The sequence below is a fragment of the Rhizobium jaguaris genome (genome assembly GCF_003627755.1).
GTDB classification, from domain to species: domain Bacteria; phylum Pseudomonadota; class Alphaproteobacteria; order Rhizobiales; family Rhizobiaceae; genus Rhizobium; species Rhizobium jaguaris.
Window position 1 is genome coordinate 1,085,697 of record NZ_CP032694.1, and the last position, 22,098, is coordinate 1,107,794.

Consider the following 22,098-nt stretch of genomic DNA (forward strand, 5'->3'; position numbering starts at 1 on the left):
CGTCCATGGCGTCGGCACTCTTCTCGATTGTCAAGAAAATCATCCGTAAAGGCTCCCTGAAACTTACGCTCGCTTCCGGCGAGACGCACATGATCGGCGATGGGTCCGGCGAAACAGTCGCCGTTCGCGTGGCCGACCAGCAGGCGGAAGACGCGATTGCGCGCGATCCGACCCTGAAGCTTGGCGAAATGTATATGGAAGGGCGCTTCATTCTCGAGCAGGGGGATATCTATGAATTCCTCTCTTTGGTGAAGCAGAACACCACCAACGAAATCTTTGACCTGCGCATGGCGGCGCTGCTGATTGGCCGCATCGCCTGGCAGCAGATCAAGAGCCGCTCGCCGATCAACCGCAATAAATACAATGTTGCGCATCACTACGATCTGTCGGCCAAGTTGTTTGATCTCTTCCTCGACGAGGACTGGCAGTATTCCTGTGCCTATTTCGTGCCGCCGGGCATCAGCCTGGACGAGGCGCAGGTGGCCAAGAAGCGCCATATCGCCGCCAAGCTCCTGGTCGAGCCCGGCCAGCGCGTTCTGGAGATCGGTTCCGGCTGGGGCGGCATGGGCATGTATCTTGCCGAAGCCAACCCCGGCCTCGATTTCACCGGCATTACGCTCAGCGAAGAGCAGCTCAAAGTTTCGCGCGATCGCGCCGCCAAGCGCGGACTGTCAGACCGCATGCGCTTCGAGCTTCAGGACTACCGCTATTTGACGGGCAAGAAGTTCGACCGTATCGTCTCGGTGGGCATGTTCGAGCATGTCGGCATCGGCGACTATGGCAAGTTCTTCCGCAAGGTTGCCGAATTGCTCGACGATAACGGGGTCATGGTGCTGCATTCCATCGCCCGTCCGAAGCCGAGCTTTGCGACAAACGCCTTCATCGAAAAGTATATTTTCCCGGGCGGCTATATCCCGTCGGTTGGCGAGACCACGCCGCCGCTGGAGAAGGCGGGGCTTCTGGTCAAGGATGTCGAAATCCTGCCGATGCATTACGCCCATACGCTACGGCACTGGCGCAATCGTTTCGTGGCGCGTAAGGCCGACGCTGTCGCGCTCTACGATGAAAAGTTTTTCCGCATGTGGGAGTTCTATCTGGCCGGCTCGGAGATGGGCTTCCGCTGGGATGAACTCTTCATCATGCAGATCCAGATTTCCAAAAACCAGTTCGCCGTTCCCGACAACCGCAACTACATTGCCGAGCGGGAAGCAAAGCTCAGGGAATTCGAGGCGACCCGTGCGCCGCTGGAAAAGGTGACGTTCTAAACGCCCGCTGTTATTTTTGAGTCGCGCCGGGCCATGGAAACCCATGAGCCCGGTGTTTTGTTTTCCTCCCGCCAGGCGGCGACAGCACGCGTGTCATTTGACCACTTGAACGGTCAGATTCTCGTCGTTGACTTTATTTGCGTACAACACCGTCAAGCGCATGGTGAACTGATCCGTGCCGGTGAAGCCGGGATCGGAGGTGTAGTATACCGTGGTGCCTTCAACCTGCTTGCCGCTGCAGATGTAAACGTCGCTGTCCTTGTCGTATTTAACGCGAACCGGGCCATGTTCGAACGTGACTTTGCCATGGGCGGGTTGCTTGATGATTCCCGTGTAGGGATAGGAATTGAAAGTGCAATCCCGCTTCACCGAAGCGACCATTCCAAGCGCCGTCTTTTTGCCGGAGATGGCTCTGTGGGAATATTGGTTTTGCTTGGCGCCATCGAGTGGCGTGCTGACGCAGCCTGAAAGCGCCATGCAGATGCCGACAAATGCACTGAGAGAAATCAAGGATATAGGTTTCATTCCGCTCTCTTAATTGGTTTGAATATTAGTAAAGAATTACTTACGCTCCGGACGGGCCTGCCGGTTACTTTTGATTGAGTAATGTGCCGGAGTTAAATCACCGCGACACATCAGCGCAGTCGTGAGTTGATGTAAACCGCGCCTAATATTTCACTGTCATCCCTGAAATTCAGTCGTGTTTGGTTAAGAGAGCGGTAACGCGATCCGAATAATTTGCGGCAACTCTGAGGGCCTATATGGCTCTTTTGTATTGCGTATTATGGAGTTGCACAGTGTTTGCGAAATCGCGTTTGTTTTTCACCCTTGGTCTGTTTGCCGCCTCTGCGGGCGCCGCTTCGGCCGGGGACGGTCAGCATTTTTGGTCGGGTGATTGGTATCTAAGCGTCGGTGCAGCCGGTTTCACCGCGCCAAAATTCGAAGGCAGCAAACACAACAGGCTGCAATGGTCGCCGCTGGTCTCGGTTGGAAAGCAAGGCCCCGGCCCGCGATTCTCTTCGCGCAACGACAATCCCTCTTTTGCGTTCATCGATAATGACGGCATCCGAGCCGGCATTGTCGGCAAATTCGTGCCGAGTCGGGATTCCAGCGACGGTCACGAGTTGAAGGGCCTGAAGAAGGTCAAGTGGGGTGTCGAAGCCGGTGGTTTCGTCGAAGCCTACCCGACGGACTGGCTGCGCGCCCGCGTCGAAGTCCGGCAGGGTATTCGCGCGCATAGCGGCATCGTCGCCGATGCCGCCGTCGACGCCTTCACCGATATCACGCCGGAATTGCGCCTTTCTGGCGGTCCGCGCATGACGCTCGCCTCCGCCGATTATTTCGACACCTATTATGGTGTTAACGCCAAGGAGTCGGCTGCATCAGGCCTCGGCCGCTACAATCCGGGTGGCGGTGTGAAGTCGGTCGGCGCCGGCGGCGCGCTGACCTGGAAGGCGACGCAGAACTGGACCACCAGCGCTTTCGTCGAATATAGCCGCCTGACGGGCCCGGCGGCCGATAGCAGCCTCGTGCGTGAGCGCGGCGATCGCAACCAGTTGCTGGTTGGTGTCTCAGCCAGCTACAAGTTCAATTTCACGCTGAATTGAGAAAAGAACGGGGCTGCAGCCCCGCCGCTTGACCGCGGGCTCCAGATGTCACTACTAGTCGCTTATGCAAAATACAGGCGACATCAACGGGCGCGTCGCTGACGCGCCGTCCGGCAACTGGGTCTACCGCATCCTGCCCCCGGCGCTCTGGCCCTATGCGCAGCTCGCGCGCTGGGACAGGCCAATCGGCTGGCAGCTTTTGATGTGGCCATGCTTCTGGTCGGCCGCGTTGGCGGCCAACGCCGCTGTAGCGTCGGGCCAGATCTCGCCCGGTTTTCTGCTGATCTACCACCTCATACTCTATTTCATCGGCGCCGTTGCCATGCGCGGCGCCGGCTGTACCTATAATGATCTGGTCGATCATGAGATTGATATGGAAGTCGCCCGCACGCGCTCGCGCCCGTTGCCGTCCGGCCGCGTGACGCGCTGGCAAGCGAAGGCCTTTACGGCGCTGCAGGCGCTGGTCGGCCTGCTGGTCCTGCTCCAGTTCAACTGGTTTGCCGTCGTTCTCGGCGTATTGTCGCTTGCCGTCGTCGCGCTCTATCCCTTTGCCAAGCGTTTTACCGACTGGCCGCAGTTCTGCCTTGGGCTGGCGTTTTCCTGGGGTGCATTGATGGGCTGGGCCGGGCTGTTCGGCAGCCTGTCGCTCGCCCCCATCGTGCTTTATGCCGCCGCCATTCTATGGACGATTGGCTATGATACGATCTATGCCCATCAGGACAAGGAGGATGACGAACTGATCGGCGTGCGCTCCACAGCCCGGCTCTTCGGCGACAGGACGCGCCTCTGGCTGATCGGCTTTTATGGTGTATCGCTGGTGCTGATGCTGTTGTCCTTTGCGCTGGCGGGGGCAGGGTGGCTCTCTTATGTCGGCCTTCTCGTTGCCGGCGGCATGTTCGCCTTTCAGATCGCTGTGCTCGACATCAACGATGCGCAACAGTGTCTGGCCCTGTTCAAGTCCAACAGCAAGGTCGGCCTTATCATCTTCGCCGGCCTCTTTCTGTCGTTTCTATTCCTCGTTCCCTGATGAAAGTACAAAGCCCGGCGCTGGGATGCCGGGCTTTGATTCGGGAGGTGATCGACGAAAGGTTTAACTCCGCGCGATGATCTCGCGGCCTTCGATCTTCATCTTGATGCCGAGTTTGCCGGTCGTGCGGCGCACGAGGAAGCGTGGGCGGCGATTGGCGAAATACGAGTGGCGGCGACGGGGCTGGATATCGCGGGTGGAAACCCCGCCCAGATGCTCTTCCAGCGGACGCGCGATGCCATCGGCTTCGATCATCAGCATCGGAATGCGGAAGGCTTCCGACCATGAACGCCAGTCGGCGGCGATGTCGCTCAGATCATGGGCGACGAGGAGGGGGATGCAGAGGTCGGGATCCTCATGATGCAGCTCCAGCGTCACCGTGACTTCGCCGTCGCCATGGTCTATGGCGCGGGCGGCAACGCCTTTGAAGGCACGCTTCGGCAGTGCGACCGACAGCGGCAGGCCGCTGGACGGTAAAATCTTGCGCAGCACCGCGCCGCGCTCGTCGATCGTGATGGTGACATCACCCGCGGCACCGCGCATGGCATAGCTGACCTGTTGCGGAAAGCGCGTCGGATCAAGCCGCAGTGTGGTTCCAGCCCAATCGGGCTTCAGGACGGTATTTGTCATCTAATCTCTACCCTTGCTTTACCTGAGAGCCGGTTTTCCGGTCTTCTTACGGAGAACTTTTTGTCCTCTCGTTGGGATGCAGATTAGGCGGCGGCTCTTCCAGACAGCTTAAAAATCGCGGTTAAGAAAACTTTGCGTCCTCAAATGGTTAGCAAAATCGAATGCATCAGGGTTTCCATAAAGTGAATGCACGGCAAAATCGGTTGTGCCGGTCTGATGCACGTAACGGCTGAAGTATTGTAAGTCTCGGGTAAGGTTTAACTGCGATACTACCGACAGATTCGCTTGCGTATATTAGAGATTTATTGGGGTTCACGCTGATGATATCCACCTATCTTGGCTATTCGATCGCGACCAGGAATATGGCGACGACGCTCAATCAGGTGGCATCGCAAGCGCAGAACAAGCGCGAGATCGACTATTACAATGCCAATATTGGCAAGGTCAAAAATGTCGACGATTTCATGAACGACTATCAGCTCTATAGCTATGCGATGGAAGCCTACGGTCTTTCGGACATGACCTATGCCAAGGCCTTTATGAAACAGGTGCTGACCAGCGACCTCAGCGACTCCAGCAGTTTCGCAAACAAGCTGACGGATCCGCGCTACAAGGAATTCGCCGCGGCGTTCAATTTCGGCACGAGCAGCGATAAGACGGCGCAAACCAGTGAACAGGAAGACGATCTGGTCGGCCTTTATCAGCAGTCCTTTACGACTGAGGAAACCAACGCCCAGACCGAAACAAATTATTACAGCCAGCACATCAGCGACGTTAAAACCGTGGATGATCTCCTCGGAAACACGCGCCTCAGAAACTATGTCCTGCAGGCCTATGGGATCGATCCGACATATGTGTCGAATTCAATCCTGAAACAGATGCTGACGAGTGATGTCAGCGATCCGAACAGCTTCGTAAATCAGAACGGCAGCGCCGCCGACAAGGCGATGGTCGCGGAATTCAATTTCAACGCCGACGGAACGGTGAAGACATCGACGGCGGCCGCCGATACGACCTACTATCAGAACCAAATCAGCACGATCACATCCGTCGATCAGCTCACTTCCAATCCCAAGCTGTTCGACTATGTCAAAACCGCCTTCGGCATCCCGGTCTATATCACCGCCGACCAATTCAATGCTTCGGCCAAGGATGCGGGTGTCGCGAAGACGAATGGGCTCACGGATGTGATCGCGCAGTTCAATTTCCAGGCCGACGGCACGGTCGCCAGCGGCGAGCAAGCGCAGACCGCCACTCAGCTAAGCGCGACGACGTCAGCCTATGCAACCAATTATCCGGGCGGCCCACAGACGCTCGGCCAGACGGCCGATGTCATGAGCGCCTACAATTCCACCGTTCCGTCGTTCACGACCGATGTCGGCGCCACCGATAACGATCTTTATTACAAGGATCACATCGGCTCCATCACCTCGGTCGACCAACTGACCTCGGACACCCGGCTGTTCGATTACATCAAGACGGCCTATGGGGTCGATCCGACCACCCCTGCTATTGTGTTCAAAAACGCCTTCGCCGACCCCACCACCGCCTCTATTTTTGGCCTCACCAATGTTGTTGCGGCGTTCAACTTCCAGACGGACGGCACCTTGGCGACCGGGGATACCGCGCAGTCCCAGGACGCCATCAATGCGCAGTCGACCGCCTATATGACGAAGTACAAGACGTCGCAGTCGTCTTTGACAACCAACGCAGTCAACAATTACAAGAACCGCATTACCAGCGTGAAGAATATCGATGAGTTCTTCGCCACCAATGCGGCCGCAGACAGCAACCAGTCCAATGACTCTCTTCCCGAGCTCTACCAAATGGCGCTGCGCGCTTACGGCATTAGCCCAGACGAGATGTCGCAAACGCAGATGAAGAAGGTTCTCGAAAGCGATCCCTACGATTCGAAGAGCTATGTCAGCTCGCTGAAGGACTCGCGTTTCACCAAACTTGCCGAGGCCTTCAATTTCGGCAGCGATGGCAAGCTGAAGGCGCCGGTCCAGGCTTTGTCACAGACGCAGATCAATAACTACATCTCCGAATATTCCAGCCGCAGCACGGAAGGACTGACGGGTGCTCAGGCGACAAAGGCCACCAGCGACGCAAAGACTGCCGGTACCTATTTTGCGACAAATATCGTCAAGATCACCAGTGTTACCGACCTTCTCGCCGACAGCAAGCTTACTAATTTCATCCTGACCGCCAACGGCATCGATCCGAAGAAGGTCACCACCGCGACGCTGAAGAAGGCCTTCGCTTCCGATCCGTCGGATTCCAAGAGCTTCGTCAACACGGCTGATGGGGCTCAGTTCAAGAATATCGTCGAGGCATTCAATTTCGACACGAAGGGAAACCTGACCGACACGAAACTGGGCACGGCACAGAATCAGGGCGCAATCGCGCAGACCAATGACCTGTTCCTGCACCAGACCCTTGAGGATCAGCAGGGGCAGACCAACGCGGGCGTGCGCTTGGCCCTCTACTTCCAGCGCAAGGCACCGGATATCCATTCCATCTACGATATCATGGGCGATAGCGCACTCTACCAAGTCATCCAGACGACCTTCAGCCTGTCGAGTTCGATCTCGTCGATGGATGTCACTCAGCAGGCCAAGCTGCTGGGTAAATATATCAATGTCACCGACCTGCAGGACCCGGACAAGGTCAGTAAGCTCATGCAGCGGTTCTCCGCGATGTACGATTTGGCGAATAACACCACATCGTCGACCTCGCCGGCTCTATCGATTCTCACCGGTTCCTCAAACGTCGGCATCAGCGCCGATACGCTGCTCTCGATCGCGCAGCTTTCCAATAAATAGCGAATGAATCCTAAAAATGGTGCCCGGTTCGGGCTGCCTTGATATGCGGCGCGAGAGCAACTTCGCGCGTCTGTTGCAGCCGTGCCGATATGGAGCGCTCTACTAGTCAGGAGACTCGGAATAAGTGCCTTCGGCGCCGATAAGAAGGAACTTATTAACCGTCTTTGCCCTATTCGATTTGTGAAGCCATCGGCAATATCAATGACTGGGTTGCAGGTCTCATGCGTCTTTCCCGAATGAACATTTCGAATGCGGCAACGGGCTTCCAGCCGGAGGGCGAGTCGGCCCCTGAACAGGTCGCGGAGGAAGCACGCCGAGCCGAGCAGATTGCCGCGCGTCGCGCTTTTCTGGAAGAGAAGATCCGCAACGCGCGCGAAGCGAAGCGTCAAGCAGAGGAACGGCGTCGCGCCGAAGAATTGCGGCTTGCCGAAGAGGCACGGCTGCGGATCGCCGCAGCACCCAAACCGATCGTAGAGGCTTTGCAAGCCAGCACTGCGGCGAGCGGCCCGATCATGCCTGTCACGCCGCATGGGATCTCGGCCGAGGAACTTGCTTCGCCCGGCTGGCAAAATGCATTTCTGATGGGGCCGAACGTCCGGTTCACCCGTACGCGTGAGGCCGAGATCATCAGCCGGCGCCCACCCGCGGAGCATGCGCCCGTCTTGATGCCCTCGACGGTGAACTATGCCGCGATGCGGGTCATAGAACCGCCTGTAATCGAATCAGCCGTGTCGATTGAAATTCCGCAAGAGGAACAGTCGGCCGAATTCCATCTGCCGCCATGGGAAGGCATGCCCCTCGCAGCGGAGACCTACAAGCCTACCGTAATTCAGAAATCTCCGGCGATGCAGCCGGACGCATTGGAGATGACCGTCATCGCTACCGCATTTCATAAGGCTCCCGCGATCGCGCTGGATGCCTCGCCGTCACTGCCGAAAGTAGAACAACCCGTCGCCGCGCCTGTGGTCGAGTCGCGGCTCGCCCATCTCTCCGATTTCGCCTTCTGGGACGCCATGCCCTTCGAAAGCGAATTCCTTTCCGCCATCAAGGGAACGCCGGTTCAGCCGGTGCTCATTCCCGAGGTGCAAGCCGACGCCGAATCGATCGTCGCGAAGTTCCGTGTCGTCGAGTGCCGCCGTCCGGCACCTGCCGCCGCGATGCAGCAAGAGACTGTTGTTTCGCAAGATGTTGCCGTCGTCGTGGCGGCTGAACCTCAGCCTGTTGCGGAAGCTGCCTCGACCAGCGCATTGGTGATCGACGAGCTTGCTGCGCTGGAGGCCATTGCATTGGCGCCCGTCGTGCCAGCAGTGGCCGAAGCGGCTGAGCCGGCCGTTACCGAACTGGAAAAGATCGAGCCTGTAGCCTTCGTTCCGCCATCCTTCGTTTCGGCCGTCTATAGCAATGAAGCCGAGACCGCTGCCGAGCCGCAGCCTGCTCCAGCATCGAGCACACCGTCGCCCGCGCCGGTTATGGTCGTTGCTCCTATGCCGGTTCGGACATCGGCGCCGGCTACTGCTGCTGCTCCCGTTGTCGAAGCAAAACCGGTCGTTCCCGCTGTGGAAGCCGCCAAGCAGCGCCTGATCGATCCGCCACCATCGCAGATCGCGCCGCGCAGGCCCGCCGCCCTCACTCCGGCGGAGTGGCGCCCGATCGCCCGCACCGCTGACGGAGAATACGAGTTTCCGCCGCGCGAGCTATTGCAAGAGCCGGTCGCCCGGTCCGGCGTGATCATGACGCAGGAAACGCTGGAACAGAATGCCGGCCTTCTTGAAAGCGTGCTCGAGGATTTCGGCGTCAAGGGCGAGATCATCCATGTTCGTCCCGGCCCGGTCGTGACGCTCTACGAATTCGAGCCGGCTCCCGGCGTCAAATCCTCGCGCGTCATCAACCTTGCCGACGACATTGCCCGCTCGATGTCAGCGCTTTCGGCTCGCGTTGCGGTCGTCCCCGGCCGCAATGTCATCGGTATCGAACTGCCGAACGTTACCCGCGAGACCGTCTACTTCCGCGAAATGATCGAGTCGGCCGATTTCGAGAAGAGCGGCTACAAGCTGGCACTCGGTCTCGGCAAGACCATCGGCGGAGAGCCCGTCATCGCCGAACTCGCCAAGATGCCGCATCTGCTTGTTGCAGGCACCACCGGCTCGGGCAAGTCGGTCGCCATCAACACCATGATCCTGTCGCTACTCTATCGCATGACGCCGGAGCAGTGCCGCCTGATCATGGTCGATCCGAAGATGCTGGAACTCTCCGTCTACGACGGCATCCCGCATCTTTTGACCCCCGTCGTCACCGATCCCAAGAAGGCCGTGATGGCGCTGAAATGGGCGGTGCGCGAGATGGAGGACCGCTATCGCAAGATGTCGCGCCTCGGAGTCCGCAACATCGACGGCTATAATAGCCGTGTCGCCTCGGCCCGCGAAAAGGGTGAGACGATCCACGTCATGGTCCAGACCGGCTTCGACAAGGGCACCGGTGCTCCGATCGAAGAGCAACAGGAAATGGACTTGACGCCGATGCCCTACATCGTCGTCATCGTCGACGAAATGGCCGACCTGATGATGGTCGCCGGCAAGGAAATCGAAGGTGCGATCCAGCGTCTGGCCCAGATGGCGCGGGCGGCCGGCATCCACCTGATCATGGCGACGCAGCGCCCCTCCGTCGATGTCATCACCGGCACGATCAAGGCAAACTTCCCGACCCGCATCTCCTTCCAGGTGACGTCGAAGATCGACAGCCGCACAATCCTCGGCGAACAGGGTGCCGAACAGCTGCTCGGTCAGGGTGACATGCTGCACATGGCCGGTGGCGGACGCATTTCCCGCGTCCACGGTCCCTTTGTCTCGGACGAGGAAGTCGAGAAGGTCGTCGCGCACCTGAAGCTGCAGGGCCGGCCGGAATATCTCGACACGGTCACCGCCGACGAGGATGAAGCAGACGAGGAAGAAGACACGGCTGTCTTCGACAAGGGCGCGATCGCGTCGGAAGACGGCGACGATCTTTATGAGCAGGCGATCAAGGTCGTCATGCGCGACAAGAAGTGCTCGACTTCCTACATCCAGCGCCGCCTCGGCATCGGCTACAACCGCGCTGCCTCGCTCGTCGAGCGCATGGAGAAGGACGGTCTCGTCGGCCCCGCCAACCATGTCGGCAAGCGCGAGATCATCTCGGGCAATCGCAATGGCGGCGGCAATTCGGGCCAGGACGATTTTGATTGATCCGCCCGGTGGCCACGCAGGCGCGATATTCGAAGCGGCTTTCCCATGGAAGGCCGCTTTTCTTATACCCATAAATAAACCTCCACCTATGGTGGAGGACTGGACGAGTTCTACACGGTAGTTGAGAGACCTCCTGCTTGAACCGCTGGCGCGGCCCAGACTTCGAACAAGGAGGTTCTATGGATGAGCAAACGCTCTCGCATGCGACGTGGGACTGCAAGTATCACGTTGTTTTTGGCAGCAAATACCGAACGAAAAGACTCTACGGGGACGTACGGCGTGAGTTGGGAGAACTCTTACGTCGGCTGGCACAGCAGAAAGGCTGCCAGATCGAAGAGGGTCATTTGATGCCCGACCATGTGCATATGTTGATATCGATCCCGCCGAAATACTCGGTTGCGCATATTGTCGGCTTTTTGAAGGGCAAGACAGCCCTTTACGTTGCCAACAAATATGCGCGCAAGCGCCGCTACAAGGGTTATCACTTTTGGGCGCGCGGGTATTTCGTATCGACGACGGGCTACAACGAGCAGGTCGTCAGACAATATATCCGTAATCAGGAAAAGGCCGACAAAGCTTCCGACTTTGCCGACCTCTTCAATCGTAGCTACTAAGCGCTAACAAAACCGCTTCTAGCGGTTCAAGCGCAGCGTTTCAAACCTCCACCTTTGGTGGAGGTTATGACTTTTTATCAGACGCGCTCGAGCTTGATGTGCGGCAGCGCCGGCAGCTCGACCCGGATGGCATCGTCGCGCTGCACCCGGCCGCCCCGTAAGACGATGCTCATGATACCGGCCTTGCGGATCAGGCCGCCGTCAGCATCGCGATCGAGCACAGCGTGAAGCAGGCCCTTCTGGAAATCGTCGATCTGTTTGCAGGGATTGCGCAGCCCGGTCACCTCCACGATCGCTTCGTCGCCGATATGCAGGCGCGTGCGCTGAGGCAGGGACAGCAGATCGATTCCTCTGGTCGCGATGTTCTCGCCCATGTCGCCCGCGGCGACGGAAAATCCCTTTTCGGTGAGTTCGTCGAACAACTCTGCATGGATGAGATGTACCTGGCGCAGATTGGGTTGAGTCGGATCGACTGCGACGCGCGAGCGGTGCTTCACCGTGACCCCCATATGCGCGTCGCCTTCCACGCCGAGCCCCGTCAGCAGTTGGATATGATCCCGGTTCTGCTTGCTGAAACCATGTACGTCGCTGCTGCTGACTGATGTCACATATATCCGCTTGTCGGTCATGCCCAACCCTTCCATAAACAATCCAGATCTTTATAAATTGGTATATACCAATTTCAAGGCGGCAGAATTGTGATGGATGAGAAAAATCGGGAGGGCAAAGGCTTGAAAGCGGGCGGAGGTTGGGCGGTCGTGGCCGCGGAGCTGCGAAGCGCCATCGACAAGGGCGAGCATGCGCCGGGTAGCCGCTTGCCGAGCGAGCGCGCCTTGTCCGAACGGTTCGGCGTTTCGCGGGTGACGATGCGCCGCGCGATCGCCGAGTTGGAGGGGGAGGGGCTGCTGCGCGTGGCGCGCGGAAGTGGCGCCTATGTCCGTGCCGACATGCCTGTTCACTTTCAATTGGGCAACAAGGTGAGATTCAGCAAGGATCTGACCGCGACAGATGCAAATCTCACGCGCAAGGTTCTCTCGGCCAGGGAAGTTCCGCCAAATGCCGATATTGCCTTGAGATTGAATCTGCAGCCGGGTGAGGCGGTGCTGGAGATGTGCGTGGTCGCCTATGCCGACGAGCTTCCCGTCTCGGTCGTCATACGCAGTTGCTCAGCCAAACGTTTCCCCCGCCTGGCGGAGAAGTTCAGCGCAATGGGCTCTTTCACGGCGGCGCTGAAGGATTATGGCGTCACTGACTATTGGCGCCGCTCCACCGATATCACGGCGCGCATGCCGACCGAAGCCGAGGCGCGCCTCCTGCAGCAATCGCGCCTGACACCGGTGCTTGCCTATGCCGGCGAAGACGTCGATGCCGCCGGCACGATCATTTCCTGCCAGATCGGCTGCTTCGCCTCTGAGCGGGTTGTCGTGACGGTCTAAGGTCGCTGACTGGATATCAGACCTTGAGAACCTTCCCCGGGTTCATGATCCCGGCTGGGTCGAATGCCATCTTGATCCGCCGCATCAGGTCCATCTCGATTTCGGGGCGGATCGAGGCCAGCTCGTCGCGCTTCAATTGACCGATGCCGTGCTCGGCGGAGATCGAGCCGCCATGTTGCAGCACCAGCCCGTGCACGATCTTATTCATTTCGCGCCAACGGCCGATGAACTCCGCCTTGTCGGCTCCAACAGGCTGAGAGATGTTGTAGTGGATGTTGCCGTCGCCCATGTGGCCGAAGGCGCAGATGCGGGCGCCGCGCATGGCCGCCATCACGGCCGTCTCCGCCTCGTGCATGAATTTCGGGATCTGCGCGACCGGAACGGAGACATCGTGCTTGATCGAGCCGCCTTCCGGCTTCTGCGCGTCCGACATGCTCTCGCGCATATGCCATAGTGCCTTCTGCTGCGCCTCGGAGCTGGCGATGGTCGCATCCTGGACCAGACCGGCCTCGTATCCCTGTTCCAGCAGCGTCGCCATCATCCGCTCTGCCGTTTCGGCCGAATCCGAAGTGGAGATATCGATCAGCACATACCAGGGATGGCTCGTTTCCAACGGATCGCGCACACCTGGAATGTTGCGGACGGTGAACTCCACGCCGATGCGCGGCATCAGTTCGAAGCCGGTCAGCGCCGGGCCGCAGAGGCTGGACGCATTCTTGAACAGCGTCAGCGCGTCCTCGACAGATTGAATGCCGGCAAAGGCCACCTGATGGCCGAGCGGCTGCGGGAAAAGCTTCAGCACGGCGCCGGTGATGACGCCGAGGGTTCCCTCGGCACCGATGAAGAGGTCGCGCAGATCGTAGCCGGTATTATCCTTCTTCAGCCGCCGGAGGCCGTTCCAGATCTCGCCGGTCGGCAACACCACTTCGAGGCCGAGGCAGAGCTGGCGCATGTTGCCGTAGGCTAGAACGGCCGTGCCGCCGGCATTGGTGGAAAGATTGCCGGCGATGCGGCAGGAGCCCTCGGAGCCGAGCGACAGCGGAAACATGCGGCCATGCTCTTCCGCTGCTTTCTGCACGTCCGCCAGGATGCAACCGCCATCGACGACCATGGTATTGCCCACCGGATCGATATCGCGGATGCGGTTCATGCGCTCCAGCGAGAGAATGATGTCGGAGCCACCTTCGCGCGGCGTCTGGCCGCCGACAAGGCCCGTATTGCCGGTCTGCGGCACGATCGCCGTGCCGGTCTCGCCGGCAAGCTTCAGGATGGCGGAAACCTCTTCCACCGAGCCCGGCTTCAGGAGCAGCGGCGATGTGCCGTGATAGAGGCCACGGTTTTCGATGAGATGCGGCGCGATGTCAGCCGCCTCCCGCAACACATGCTTTTCGCCGACGATGGCGGCAAAGCGGTCGAGAAGAGCGGAGGAGGGGGCGGAGCTGCTCATGGCGTGTCCTTTGCCGATTTGTTTTTGACCGGATTTACTCTCTGGGCGCGGCTGCACGGCGCAGCCGGTCGTTGATGGCCTCGCCGAGGCCTTCGTCGGGAATGCTGGAAAAGGCGATGATCGCAGCGCCGCTGCCGTCAGCGCGTTTCATAAAGTCGAAGAGGTTGGCCGCGGCTTCCGCGAGATCGCCGGACGGGCTGAGATCGAGCACGATGGCGGCATTCTCCGCACCGGCGATGTCTGGCCGGCCGAAACGGATCAGTGCCTCGCCCGGCGAAACAGCAGTCGCATCGAGCCGCACGGCGGCACCTGGCGCATAATGCGAGGCAAGCATGCCCGGCGCTTCGATGGCCGGCGATGCGCCGTTCTTGCGTTTGAGTGGCTGGCCCGCGACCCGCTCGATCTCCTCTGCCGCCAGTCCACCCGGCCTCAGCAGGCGCATCTCGCCTTCCTCGACCTTGACGATTGTCGATTCGACACCGACGACGGAAGCACCGGCATCGAGGATCAGCGAAATCCTCTCGCCGAGATCATCATGAACATGGTCGGCGCTGGTAGCGCTGATCTTGCCGGATGTATTGGCGCTGGGGGCGGCGAGTGGCCGTCCGAAGGCGCGGATCAGCTCGCCGGCAAAACCCTGGGGAACGCGGATGCCGACCGTATCGAGCCCCGCCGTCGCCAGAGGGTGAATATCGCTTCCCGGTCGCAGAGGCAGCACAAGGGTCAGTGGGCCGGGCCAGAAGGCTTCTGCCAGTTTTCGCGAGATCGGGTCGAAGATCGCATATCGTTCCGCCATGGCGAGATCGCTCATGTGGCAGATCAGCGGATTGAAGCGCGGCCGGCCTTTGGTCTCGTAGATTCGGGTGATCGCTGCCGGATTGGTGGCATCGGCGGCGAGACCATAGACCGTCTCGGTCGGCAGCCCGATTGGCAGCCCGTCGGCAAGTGTCGCTGACGCCTCGGCTATCGCCGTTTCAGGGTGTTGGAGAATGTCTACGTGTCGTGCCATGGCTTGACCGGTTGCAGTTCAGGCCGTTCTTATGCTTTTCAAGTTTGGGGATCAATGATCAAAGCTGGCGAATGATGTCGCGGAGCTGTTCATTGCGCGCACCAAGCAGCAGCACGTTGCGGATGGCGATTTGCGGATCATGGGTGTGGAAGAGCACGCCGCTCCCCCGGATTTCGCGGTTGATCGTTAGCTTCTTTTCCGGCGATTCCTGATCCGGCTGGACGGCGACGGCAAAATACATCCGCGAATATTTCAGGCTGATGTCTTCAAAGAAATTGTCGTTCTGTCCGATGCGGGCAAAAAAGTTGGCGATGTAGAAGGCCCAGCTCACCTCCTCATACTGCGCGAATTGCGTTCGCGCCGCGGTGACATGGCAATAGCCGAGATGCGGCGTATCTTTCAGCGTGTGATGAAAGATCAGCTTCGGAAAACGGATCGACTGGTGAAAGCTGTTCAGCCGGTCATGGGTTTTTTCCCCGGCGTTCCGCAGCTTGTTGGCCGTGCGTTCGGCCACCTCTTCATAAGTGAGATAGCGTCGTTCTTCGGCCAGCCAATGCGTCCTGGCGCGACTGATGCGGCCGGTACGCAGGAATTCGCTATGGGAGGCCACCGGCAATTCCGGTTCCGGTTCTGCGGGCTTTTTGGCGTCGAAATATCTGAGCTTGGCCATGGCGGCACTCACGGTATGGGTATGGATACCAGTTGATAGATCGCCTAGCTTGAGCCGGGCTTAAGCGCAGAGTGCTGACAGTTTGAAGAGGATCAGAACCATGCCGGGCATCACCGATCTCAAACAGTTGATTTCGAGCATGGAACCGAGTCTCGTCCAAGGTGAATTCGTCTTTTGCAGCGTGCCCGCTTCCGCGCTGACAAAGTACTTCCATCTAAAGCCGATCGGGATGTTTCAGGAAAAGGAAGGGATGACACTGATCCTTCCGATCGAGGCAGCCCGGCAGGAGAGGCTTCCGGTTGAACCCGTGATGCGAATGATCACACTCGACGTCCACTCCTCGCTGGAAGCGGTCGGGCTGACCGCCGCCTTTGCCACGGCGCTCGGAAACGAGGGCATCAGCGCCAATGTCATTGCGGCCTATTATCATGACCATATCTTCGTGCCGACCGCCGATGCCGAGCGTGCCATGGCGGCACTGAAGGCGCTCTCCGCCGGCCAAGATCCTCTTTAGAAAAAGGTCGCCGATCGCTTTGTCGCAATCAAGATAAAGCGTCGTGGAACGCCGACCGGTTCACACAGGCAGTCGTCTTGCAGGCGACACGATAACAAATTGAATTTGTTTGCATTATCGCGACTATATTTGCCCCGTTTCCAAACTTCATCTCACCTGTCGCCAATTTCGAAGCCCATGTCGCATTGCAGCAGAGCGGCGCGCAAGGCGATAGCTATGATGATGTCAATCTCAAGGTGCCGCCAGCTAGGGAGGCGGAGAATTGGGAAGCCGGTCGAAATCCGGCGCTGCCCCCGCAACGGTGGTGGAGTAAGGCATGGCAGATAAAGCCACTGGGTTGAGACAGCCTGGGAAGGCGCCATGGGGTCTTTTTGCGGACCGCTCCAGAGCCCGGAAACCAGCCTTTGGGACGATAGATTCACTGACCGCGGCGGGCGGTCGGGCAACGCGTTGAGCCGTTCGCGGCCGACCGGTGTACGTCCTTTGCCTGCTGCCTGGCACTGCACAAGGATAGGCAAATGGATATCAGCACCAATGTTTTGCGGCAATTGAAGAACCGCCGTCAAGGTTTCAGCCTGGAGCAGCCTTTCTACATCGATCAGGATTATTTCAAGCTCGACATGGAGATGATCTACTATCGCGACTGGCTGTTTATCGGCCATGATTGCGAAGTGCCGCGTGCGGGCAATTATTTCACCGTCCAGATCGGCGACTATCCCGTCGTTATCGTCCGCGGCCGCGATCAGGTCATCCGCGCTTTCCACAATAGCTGTCGCCACCGCGGCTCTCGTGTCTGCGCGTCCGAGCGCGGCTCTTCGGCCAAGCTTGTCTGCCCCTATCACCAGTGGACCTACGAACTCGACGGCTCGCTGCTCTTCGCCCGGCAGATGGCGGAGGATTTCGACAAGAGCCAGTTCTCCCTGAAGCCGGTTCATTGCGAAAGCGTCGGCGGCTATATCTTCATCTGCCTCGCGAAGAACGCCCCAGATTTCTCCTCGGTCCGCGCTTCGATCGAGCCCTATATGGCGCCGCATCGTATCGGCGAGGCCAAGGTCGCCTTCCAGAGCACCATTATCGAGAAGGGTAACTGGAAGCTCGTATGGGAGAACAATCGCGAGTGTTACCACTGCACCGCCAATCATCCCGAACTTTGCCGCACTTTTCCGGAAGCGCCGACCATCAGCGGCGTGCAAGGCGCGATAAGCGATCCCGTCATCACCGAGCACTGGCGGCGCTGCGAAGCTGCCGGCCTGCCTAGCGAATTCAAGCTGTCGCCCGATGGTCAGTTCCGCACTACCCGCATGCCGCTGATCGAAGGGGCTGAAAGCTACACCATGTCCGGTCAGCGCGCCGTCAAGCGGCCGCTGTCGCCTGATGTAACGATCAACAACATCGGCACGATGCTGCTGTTCCACTACCCGACGACATGGAACCATCTTCTCGGCGATCACGCCATTTCCTTCCGCGTGCTGCCGATTAGCGCCGAGGAAACCGCCGTCACCACCAAATGGCTGGTGCACAAGGATGCGGTCGAAGGCGTCGACTACGACCTCGATGAATTGACCCATGTCTGGACGGAAACCAACGACCAGGACCGCCGCATCGTCGAGGAAAATGCCTTCGGCATCCGCTCGCCGGCTTATGAGCCCGGCCCCTATTCGGAAATCCAGGAAGGCGGCGTGATGCAGTTCGTCGAATGGTACACGAATTTCATGATCAATCGGCTGCAGGGCGATCAGGCCAAGCTGTCGGCGGTCGCCTGAGTTATGGACATGACCGTCTCCCTCCGTCATCAGCACCTGGACCAGATGCAGCCTTGGAGCGATAGGCAGCATCTGCTCGAATGTCTCTCGGCAACGCCGGAAGCGCCCGACGTGATGACCTTCACGTTCCGCTCCGACAAGGATAATTGGTTCCGTTACCTGCCCGGCCAGTTCGTGACCTTGGAGCTGCCGACGGCCCCGGAGCCGGTCATGCGCACCTATACGTTGTCATCCACGCCGTCGCGGCCCTTTTCCATCGCCGTGACGGTGAAGGCGCAGAAGGACAGCATCGGCACGCGGTGGATGTTCGAGAATCTGAAGCCCGGCATGCGCATCAAGGCTTTCGGTCCCCTCGGCGATTTCAGCCATATCCGTCATCCCGGCGAGAAATACCTGTTCGTCTCCGCCGGCTCCGGCATCACGCCGATGATGGCGATGACGCGATACATGGCCGACACGGCACCGCTATCGGACATCACGTTCATCAACTGCGCGCGCAGTCCCGCCGACATCATCTTCCGCTCGGAGCTGGAATATCTCGCGCGCTTCATGCCGAACCTCGATCTTGGCTTCATCGTCGAAGGCTGCAGCCGCACCGATCTCTGGTCGGGGCTGAAAGGCCGGATCGACAAGGCGAAGATCGGACTGCTGGCTTCCGATTTCATGGAACGCACCATTTTCTGCTGCGGCCCGGAAATCTTCATGGATGCCGTCCGCTCCATGCTCGAAGCTCACGGCTTCGACATGGCGCGCTATCACCAGGAAAGCTTCCAGCCGGCACAGGCGGCAACGCCGCTCGCCGAAGTCAGCGACGACGCATCGACGGAAGCGGCGACCTCGATCCGCTTCACCATGGCCGGCAAGGACGTGGCCTGTGCCCCTGGCCAGACGATCCTGCAGGCCGCGCGCGGTGCCGGTGTGCGCATTGGTGCTGCCTGCGAATCCGGCCTGTGTGGCACCTGCCGGGTGATGAAACTGTCCGGCGAGGTCGAGATGAGCCACAATGGCGGCATCCTCGACGACGAAATCGATGAAGGTTACATTCTCGCCTGCTGCTCGCGGCCCAAATCGGATGTGCAGATAGAAGCCTGAACATGATCCCGAACCGAAAAGCCACGCAGCGAAAAGCGTGACGCGGCTTTCGGAAGATCGCTATCGAAATCGAAGATCAGAAATCCTCATAGTTCAGCTCGTTGATCTCGACTGGCTTAGGAGGGGTGGAGGCGGTGACGATGGGATCGATCATCAACGATACGAGCGTCTGCAGCGAGCCGGTACAACTCGGTCCTTGAGCGATGATCATCGGGGCCGGCTCCGGTTTGGCGGGGAGCAAATCGCCCTGCGGCCAGATTTTTGCGAGCTGCACCTTCGTCATCGGCGCGACATTGACATCGATATCGGCGAGCGTTCCCGGCACGCGGTAAGGACAGGTTTTCTCCGAGCAATTGTCGGACGAGGAGAATTGCCAGAGCGCATAGTTGTCCCAATTGCCGAGCGGGAAGGTGCCTTTCACATCCGGCTTGTAACGCGCGTACCACAACGGCAGCCGCGACAGGATCGGATAGTCCTCGCGATGATCGGCGATGTAACGGGCGGTGTTGTGATTGGTGTAGAGAATGGGATAGCGGCCGGTTCTCGTCTTGACGTGACCGACGAAGATCTGCGCATCGTCCAGCGACATGAATTGTGTCGTGTCCATGCCGTCGATATCGAGCACCATCAGCTCGTCCGGTTTCGGATCGGCATAATCGAGAAAATGGTTGGCTTGGTCGATCGGATTACCGGGCCGTCCGAGATGATAAGCGCCCCAAAGCAGGCCGTTCATTTTTGCAAGCATCCGGCGTGTCTGAAAGAGTTCACGGCTGACCGCATATTTGCGCCACATCGTCTTGCAGTGTGCAAATGTGTCGCCGGCGTGATCGCCTGTGCAGGCGAAGCTCTCGGGAAGGCCATCCGAAGCTTTGGAGATGAAGGCGGCGATGCGCTTGTCTTGCAGCAGTTGATCCCAATCGATCGTGTTCAGCTCGTAGGCATCGACAACGAGTGCGTATTGGGGATCGTTCCAGGGCTGGTTCTCGCCGGCCGCAGGCCGGGAAGCCGATCCCAGTAGCGCCAGGATCATCAGGAAACTGCAAATCAGAGGGTGAGTCTGCCGGTATTCCTTCATGAAATAATGGTAAGGATCAGTGGTTAATCCTGGGTTAAGAATGAGATCACTATAGATTGACCGTGGGGTCCGCGCATACCCCCTTAAATTGGTGCCGATTTAGGGGACAGAATTTGCGCCGCCGCTGCGTATCAGCGCGTCAATACACGCGCGACGCGGCAGGTAATTCGAACCCTGTTTTGGGGAGCCTTCCCCGATACGGAACATTATTTGCCTGAGCACAAGATAAGCCAGGGAATGGAGATATAAATGTTTGGTTTCCGTGCGAGAATTGCGACTTTCGCTATTTCGGCGGCCGTGGCTCTGACGAGCTTCACCCCGTCCTTCGCAATACAGATGCCTGCCGCGCCTCTTGCGGCAGCAGACAAGGCCGCTCCTGTCGGCGTCCAGCAGGTTCAATGGCGTCACTATGGCGGCTACGGCGGTTATTATCATGGTGGTCCTTACTATCGTCGTGGCTGGTACGGCGGCTATCGCGGTTATCCGGGCTATCGTCATGGCTACCGCTATTACGATGGCTACTGGTACCCGCTTGCGGCTTTCGGCGCTGGAGCCCTCATCGGCGGCGCGATTGCCAGCCAGCCGCACTATGTTGCCCCGGCTGGGGGCATCAATCCGCGCCACATCGAATGGTGCGAGGCGCGTTACCGGTCCTATCGAGCTTATGACAACACGTTCCAGCCCAATTACGGTCCTCGGCAACAGTGCTACTCGCCCTACTTTTGAGAGATTTTAGCCCATCAAAAACCGCCCGGTCGTTCGCCGGGCGGTTTTTTGTTGATGCCTATCCTGCCGTCAGAGAATGTTGACCCGCTTCAGCAGCCACCAGGCGAGCAACATCGAGACGATGATGAGGCTGACGGCATATCCAGTGCCGCCGCTGCCGCCTGAAAAAGGCAGATTCGACGTGTTCATGCCAAAAAAGCCGGTGACCAGCGTCGGCGGCAGCAGGAAAGCCGTCATGATCGACAGGATGTAGAGATGGCGGTTGATCTCGGAGGAAAGCTTCGAGTCGATTTCTTCATGCAGCAGCCTAGCGCGCTCCTGCAGCGCGTAGACGTCGTGATCGACCGCCTCGAGCCGGGCCGTCAAGCGGCCGGCAACATCCTCGAAACCGAGCGGCATCTCCTCGTCGTCGGAGGCCGCGGCGCGGCGCATCAGCGTCAAAACCGTGCGTAGATGCCGGTGCAGGCGCACGATCGTCCGGCGCACGGGCGCCAGCCGCCGGCGTTCGTCGCGCGGCGCATTCTCGTAAACGAAATCCTCGATAAGGTTCAGCTCCTCGGTCATCTCGATGACCAATGAGATCAAGGTGCGCTGGAATTCGACGACCAGCAGTTCGAAAATATCGAGTGGATGGGAGAATTTGGCGGCGTTTTTTTCGATCTGCATGCGCGCCCGCTCGACACTGCGCAGCGGCTGCAGCCTAGTGGTGATGAGCATGCGGTCGGTGAGCACGAAATGCAGCCAGCCGATGTCCCGCGTATCCTGGTCGAATTCGCGCTGGAAATCGACCAGCGTGCCTAACAGCATCTGCTCATCAACTGTGATGGTCGCATGCGTCTCATGCGTCGTCAGCGCCATGCGAGCCGCCTCGTTCAGCCCTGGTGCATCCTCCAGAAAGGCAGGCACACGGGCGTCGACGAGGTTCAGATGCAGCCACAGAAAGCCTTCATCGGCAAACAGCCTGGCGCGGTCGGTGTCATCGGACAGCCGCTCAGGCTTATCCGCGCCGGGACGCAGACGATAAGCCCAGACGAGACCGGGTATCATGGAAGTTGAGGTGATCGTGTTCATGGCCGGGTCGTTCGCATCGTCGAGGGAGTTGCCATAGTCATTATTCATGACGATTGTTTATGCAAGTCCGGGATGCGGCGCGACAATCGTGCAGAGTGGCGGATATGCC

Annotated in this window: 19 protein-coding genes and 1 riboswitch; of the genes, 11 read left to right on the forward strand and 8 right to left on the reverse strand. The window is 59.0% G+C overall.

Features of this window, described 5'->3' with window-relative positions; translation table 11 throughout:
• Positions 1-5 precede the first annotated feature (5 nt).
• The gene (locus CCGE525_RS05260) at positions 6-1,265 is read left to right on the forward strand and encodes a cyclopropane fatty acid synthase (RefSeq protein ID WP_120703366.1); all 1,260 of its coding nucleotides are present in this window, start codon (positions 6-8) and stop codon (positions 1,263-1,265) included.
• A gap of 93 nt (positions 1,266-1,358) precedes the next feature.
• Here the strand turns inward: CCGE525_RS05260 and CCGE525_RS05265 are convergent, their stop codons facing one another.
• A complete protein-coding gene (locus CCGE525_RS05265; protein ID WP_120703367.1) occupies positions 1,359-1,790 on the reverse strand; it encodes a hypothetical protein in 432 nt (143 codons plus the stop codon).
• A 272-nt stretch (positions 1,791-2,062) separates the two neighbouring features.
• On the opposite strand from CCGE525_RS05265, the gene CCGE525_RS05270 reads away from it, so the two are divergent.
• The gene (locus CCGE525_RS05270) at positions 2,063-2,872 is read left to right on the forward strand and encodes a MipA/OmpV family protein (RefSeq protein WP_120703368.1); all 810 of its coding nucleotides are present in this window, start codon (positions 2,063-2,065) and stop codon (positions 2,870-2,872) included.
• A 64-nt stretch (positions 2,873-2,936) separates the two neighbouring features.
• Positions 2,937-3,899, forward strand: a complete 963-nt coding sequence (ubiA, locus tag CCGE525_RS05275; RefSeq protein ID WP_120703369.1) for a 4-hydroxybenzoate octaprenyltransferase — start codon at positions 2,937-2,939, stop codon at positions 3,897-3,899.
• Positions 3,900-3,962: 63 nt separating this feature from the next.
• On the opposite strand, the gene CCGE525_RS05280 is transcribed toward ubiA, so the two are convergent.
• On the reverse strand, positions 3,963-4,529 hold the full coding sequence (locus CCGE525_RS05280) for a DUF6101 family protein (protein WP_120703370.1): 567 nt from the start codon (positions 4,527-4,529) through the stop codon (positions 3,963-3,965).
• 320 nt (positions 4,530-4,849) lie between these two features.
• On the opposite strand from CCGE525_RS05280, the gene CCGE525_RS05285 reads away from it, so the two are divergent.
• The 3 genes from CCGE525_RS05285 (at position 4,850) to tnpA (ending at position 11,186) form a co-directional block, all read left to right on the forward strand.
• A complete protein-coding gene (locus CCGE525_RS05285; RefSeq protein ID WP_120706264.1) occupies positions 4,850-7,354 on the forward strand; it encodes a DUF1217 domain-containing protein in 2,505 nt (834 codons plus the stop codon).
• A 236-nt stretch (positions 7,355-7,590) separates the two neighbouring features.
• On the forward strand, positions 7,591-10,572 hold the full coding sequence (locus CCGE525_RS05290; protein WP_425375885.1) for a DNA translocase FtsK: 2,982 nt from the start codon (positions 7,591-7,593) through the stop codon (positions 10,570-10,572).
• Positions 10,573-10,751: 179 nt separating this feature from the next.
• Positions 10,752-11,186 (forward strand): IS200/IS605 family transposase, encoded by a 435-nt coding sequence (gene tnpA, locus CCGE525_RS05295; protein ID WP_120663694.1) that lies wholly within the window; start codon positions 10,752-10,754, stop codon positions 11,184-11,186.
• Positions 11,187-11,263: 77 nt separating this feature from the next.
• On the opposite strand, the gene CCGE525_RS05300 is transcribed toward tnpA, so the two are convergent.
• Positions 11,264-11,815 (reverse strand): MOSC domain-containing protein, encoded by a 552-nt coding sequence (locus CCGE525_RS05300; protein ID WP_120703372.1) that lies wholly within the window; start codon positions 11,813-11,815, stop codon positions 11,264-11,266.
• 72 nt (positions 11,816-11,887) lie between these two features.
• Between CCGE525_RS05300 and phnF the strand changes: the two genes are divergently transcribed.
• A complete protein-coding gene (gene phnF / locus CCGE525_RS05305) occupies positions 11,888-12,622 on the forward strand; it encodes a phosphonate metabolism transcriptional regulator PhnF (RefSeq protein WP_120703373.1) in 735 nt (244 codons plus the stop codon).
• A gap of 16 nt (positions 12,623-12,638) precedes the next feature.
• Here the strand turns inward: phnF and CCGE525_RS05310 are convergent, their stop codons facing one another.
• From CCGE525_RS05310 to CCGE525_RS05320, 3 genes are read right to left on the reverse strand one after another with little or no spacing between them, the layout of a single operon-like run.
• Positions 12,639-14,069, reverse strand: a complete 1,431-nt coding sequence (locus tag CCGE525_RS05310; protein WP_120703374.1) for an FAD-binding oxidoreductase — start codon at positions 14,067-14,069, stop codon at positions 12,639-12,641.
• 34 nt (positions 14,070-14,103) lie between these two features.
• On the reverse strand, positions 14,104-15,078 hold the full coding sequence (locus tag CCGE525_RS05315) for an L-threonylcarbamoyladenylate synthase (protein ID WP_120703375.1): 975 nt from the start codon (positions 15,076-15,078) through the stop codon (positions 14,104-14,106).
• A 58-nt stretch (positions 15,079-15,136) separates the two neighbouring features.
• On the reverse strand, positions 15,137-15,748 hold the full coding sequence (locus CCGE525_RS05320) for a DUF6656 family protein (protein WP_120703376.1): 612 nt from the start codon (positions 15,746-15,748) through the stop codon (positions 15,137-15,139).
• Between the two features lie 100 nt (positions 15,749-15,848).
• Between CCGE525_RS05320 and CCGE525_RS05325 the strand changes: the two genes are divergently transcribed.
• From CCGE525_RS05325 to CCGE525_RS05335, 3 genes are all read left to right on the forward strand, one after another.
• Positions 15,849-16,262, forward strand: coding sequence for an ACT domain-containing protein (locus CCGE525_RS05325; protein WP_120703377.1), 414 nt, complete (start codon positions 15,849-15,851; stop codon positions 16,260-16,262).
• A gap of 217 nt (positions 16,263-16,479) precedes the next feature.
• Positions 16,480-16,682, forward strand: a riboswitch (cobalamin riboswitch).
• 98 nt (positions 16,683-16,780) lie between these two features.
• Complete coding sequence (locus CCGE525_RS05330; protein ID WP_120703378.1) at positions 16,781-18,025, forward strand: aromatic ring-hydroxylating oxygenase subunit alpha; 1,245 nt, start codon at positions 16,781-16,783, stop codon at positions 18,023-18,025.
• 3 nt (positions 18,026-18,028) lie between these two features.
• Complete coding sequence (locus CCGE525_RS05335) at positions 18,029-19,117, forward strand: FAD-binding oxidoreductase (protein WP_120703379.1); 1,089 nt, start codon at positions 18,029-18,031, stop codon at positions 19,115-19,117.
• A gap of 76 nt (positions 19,118-19,193) precedes the next feature.
• On the opposite strand, the gene CCGE525_RS05340 is transcribed toward CCGE525_RS05335, so the two are convergent.
• Positions 19,194-20,147 (reverse strand): glycoside hydrolase family 25 protein, encoded by a 954-nt coding sequence (locus CCGE525_RS05340; RefSeq protein WP_245472091.1) that lies wholly within the window; start codon positions 20,145-20,147, stop codon positions 19,194-19,196.
• A 294-nt stretch (positions 20,148-20,441) separates the two neighbouring features.
• Here CCGE525_RS05340 and CCGE525_RS05345 point away from each other — a divergent pair, with 294 nt between their 5' ends.
• On the forward strand, positions 20,442-20,918 hold the full coding sequence (locus CCGE525_RS05345) for a BA14K family protein (protein WP_120703381.1): 477 nt from the start codon (positions 20,442-20,444) through the stop codon (positions 20,916-20,918).
• 69 nt (positions 20,919-20,987) lie between these two features.
• Here the strand turns inward: CCGE525_RS05345 and CCGE525_RS05350 are convergent, their stop codons facing one another.
• On the reverse strand, positions 20,988-21,989 hold the full coding sequence (locus CCGE525_RS05350) for a transporter (protein ID WP_120706265.1): 1,002 nt from the start codon (positions 21,987-21,989) through the stop codon (positions 20,988-20,990).
• Positions 21,990-22,098 lie beyond the last annotated feature (109 nt).

What these genes read in the sequence shown, in the direction of transcription:
- CCGE525_RS05290 (WP_425375885.1), top strand. Translation starts at nt 7,591, where the DNA reads ATGAACATTTCGAATGCGGCAACGGGCTTCCAGCCGGAGGGCGAGTCG.
- CCGE525_RS05280 (WP_120703370.1), bottom strand. Translation starts at nt 4,529, where the DNA reads ATGACAAATACCGTCCTGAAGCCCGATTGGGCTGGAACCACACTGCGG.
- CCGE525_RS05285 (WP_120706264.1), top strand. Translation starts at nt 4,850, where the DNA reads ATGATATCCACCTATCTTGGCTATTCGATCGCGACCAGGAATATGGCG.
- CCGE525_RS05315 (WP_120703375.1), bottom strand. Translation starts at nt 15,078, where the DNA reads ATGGCACGACACGTAGACATTCTCCAACACCCTGAAACGGCGATAGCC.
- phnF (WP_120703373.1), top strand. Translation starts at nt 11,888, where the DNA reads ATGGATGAGAAAAATCGGGAGGGCAAAGGCTTGAAAGCGGGCGGAGGT.
- CCGE525_RS05265 (WP_120703367.1), bottom strand. Translation starts at nt 1,790, where the DNA reads ATGAAACCTATATCCTTGATTTCTCTCAGTGCATTTGTCGGCATCTGC.
- CCGE525_RS05340 (WP_245472091.1), bottom strand. Translation starts at nt 20,147, where the DNA reads ATGATCCTGGCGCTACTGGGATCGGCTTCCCGGCCTGCGGCCGGCGAG.
- CCGE525_RS05330 (WP_120703378.1), top strand. Translation starts at nt 16,781, where the DNA reads ATGGATATCAGCACCAATGTTTTGCGGCAATTGAAGAACCGCCGTCAA.
- tnpA (WP_120663694.1), top strand. Translation starts at nt 10,752, where the DNA reads ATGGATGAGCAAACGCTCTCGCATGCGACGTGGGACTGCAAGTATCAC.
- CCGE525_RS05260 (WP_120703366.1), top strand. Translation starts at nt 6, where the DNA reads ATGGCGTCGGCACTCTTCTCGATTGTCAAGAAAATCATCCGTAAAGGC.
- CCGE525_RS05345 (WP_120703381.1), top strand. Translation starts at nt 20,442, where the DNA reads ATGTTTGGTTTCCGTGCGAGAATTGCGACTTTCGCTATTTCGGCGGCC.
- CCGE525_RS05320 (WP_120703376.1), bottom strand. Translation starts at nt 15,748, where the DNA reads ATGGCCAAGCTCAGATATTTCGACGCCAAAAAGCCCGCAGAACCGGAA.
- CCGE525_RS05325 (WP_120703377.1), top strand. Translation starts at nt 15,849, where the DNA reads ATGCCGGGCATCACCGATCTCAAACAGTTGATTTCGAGCATGGAACCG.
- CCGE525_RS05350 (WP_120706265.1), bottom strand. Translation starts at nt 21,989, where the DNA reads ATGAACACGATCACCTCAACTTCCATGATACCCGGTCTCGTCTGGGCT.
- CCGE525_RS05300 (WP_120703372.1), bottom strand. Translation starts at nt 11,815, where the DNA reads ATGACCGACAAGCGGATATATGTGACATCAGTCAGCAGCAGCGACGTA.
- CCGE525_RS05310 (WP_120703374.1), bottom strand. Translation starts at nt 14,069, where the DNA reads ATGAGCAGCTCCGCCCCCTCCTCCGCTCTTCTCGACCGCTTTGCCGCC.
- CCGE525_RS05335 (WP_120703379.1), top strand. Translation starts at nt 18,029, where the DNA reads ATGGACATGACCGTCTCCCTCCGTCATCAGCACCTGGACCAGATGCAG.
- ubiA (WP_120703369.1), top strand. Translation starts at nt 2,937, where the DNA reads ATGCAAAATACAGGCGACATCAACGGGCGCGTCGCTGACGCGCCGTCC.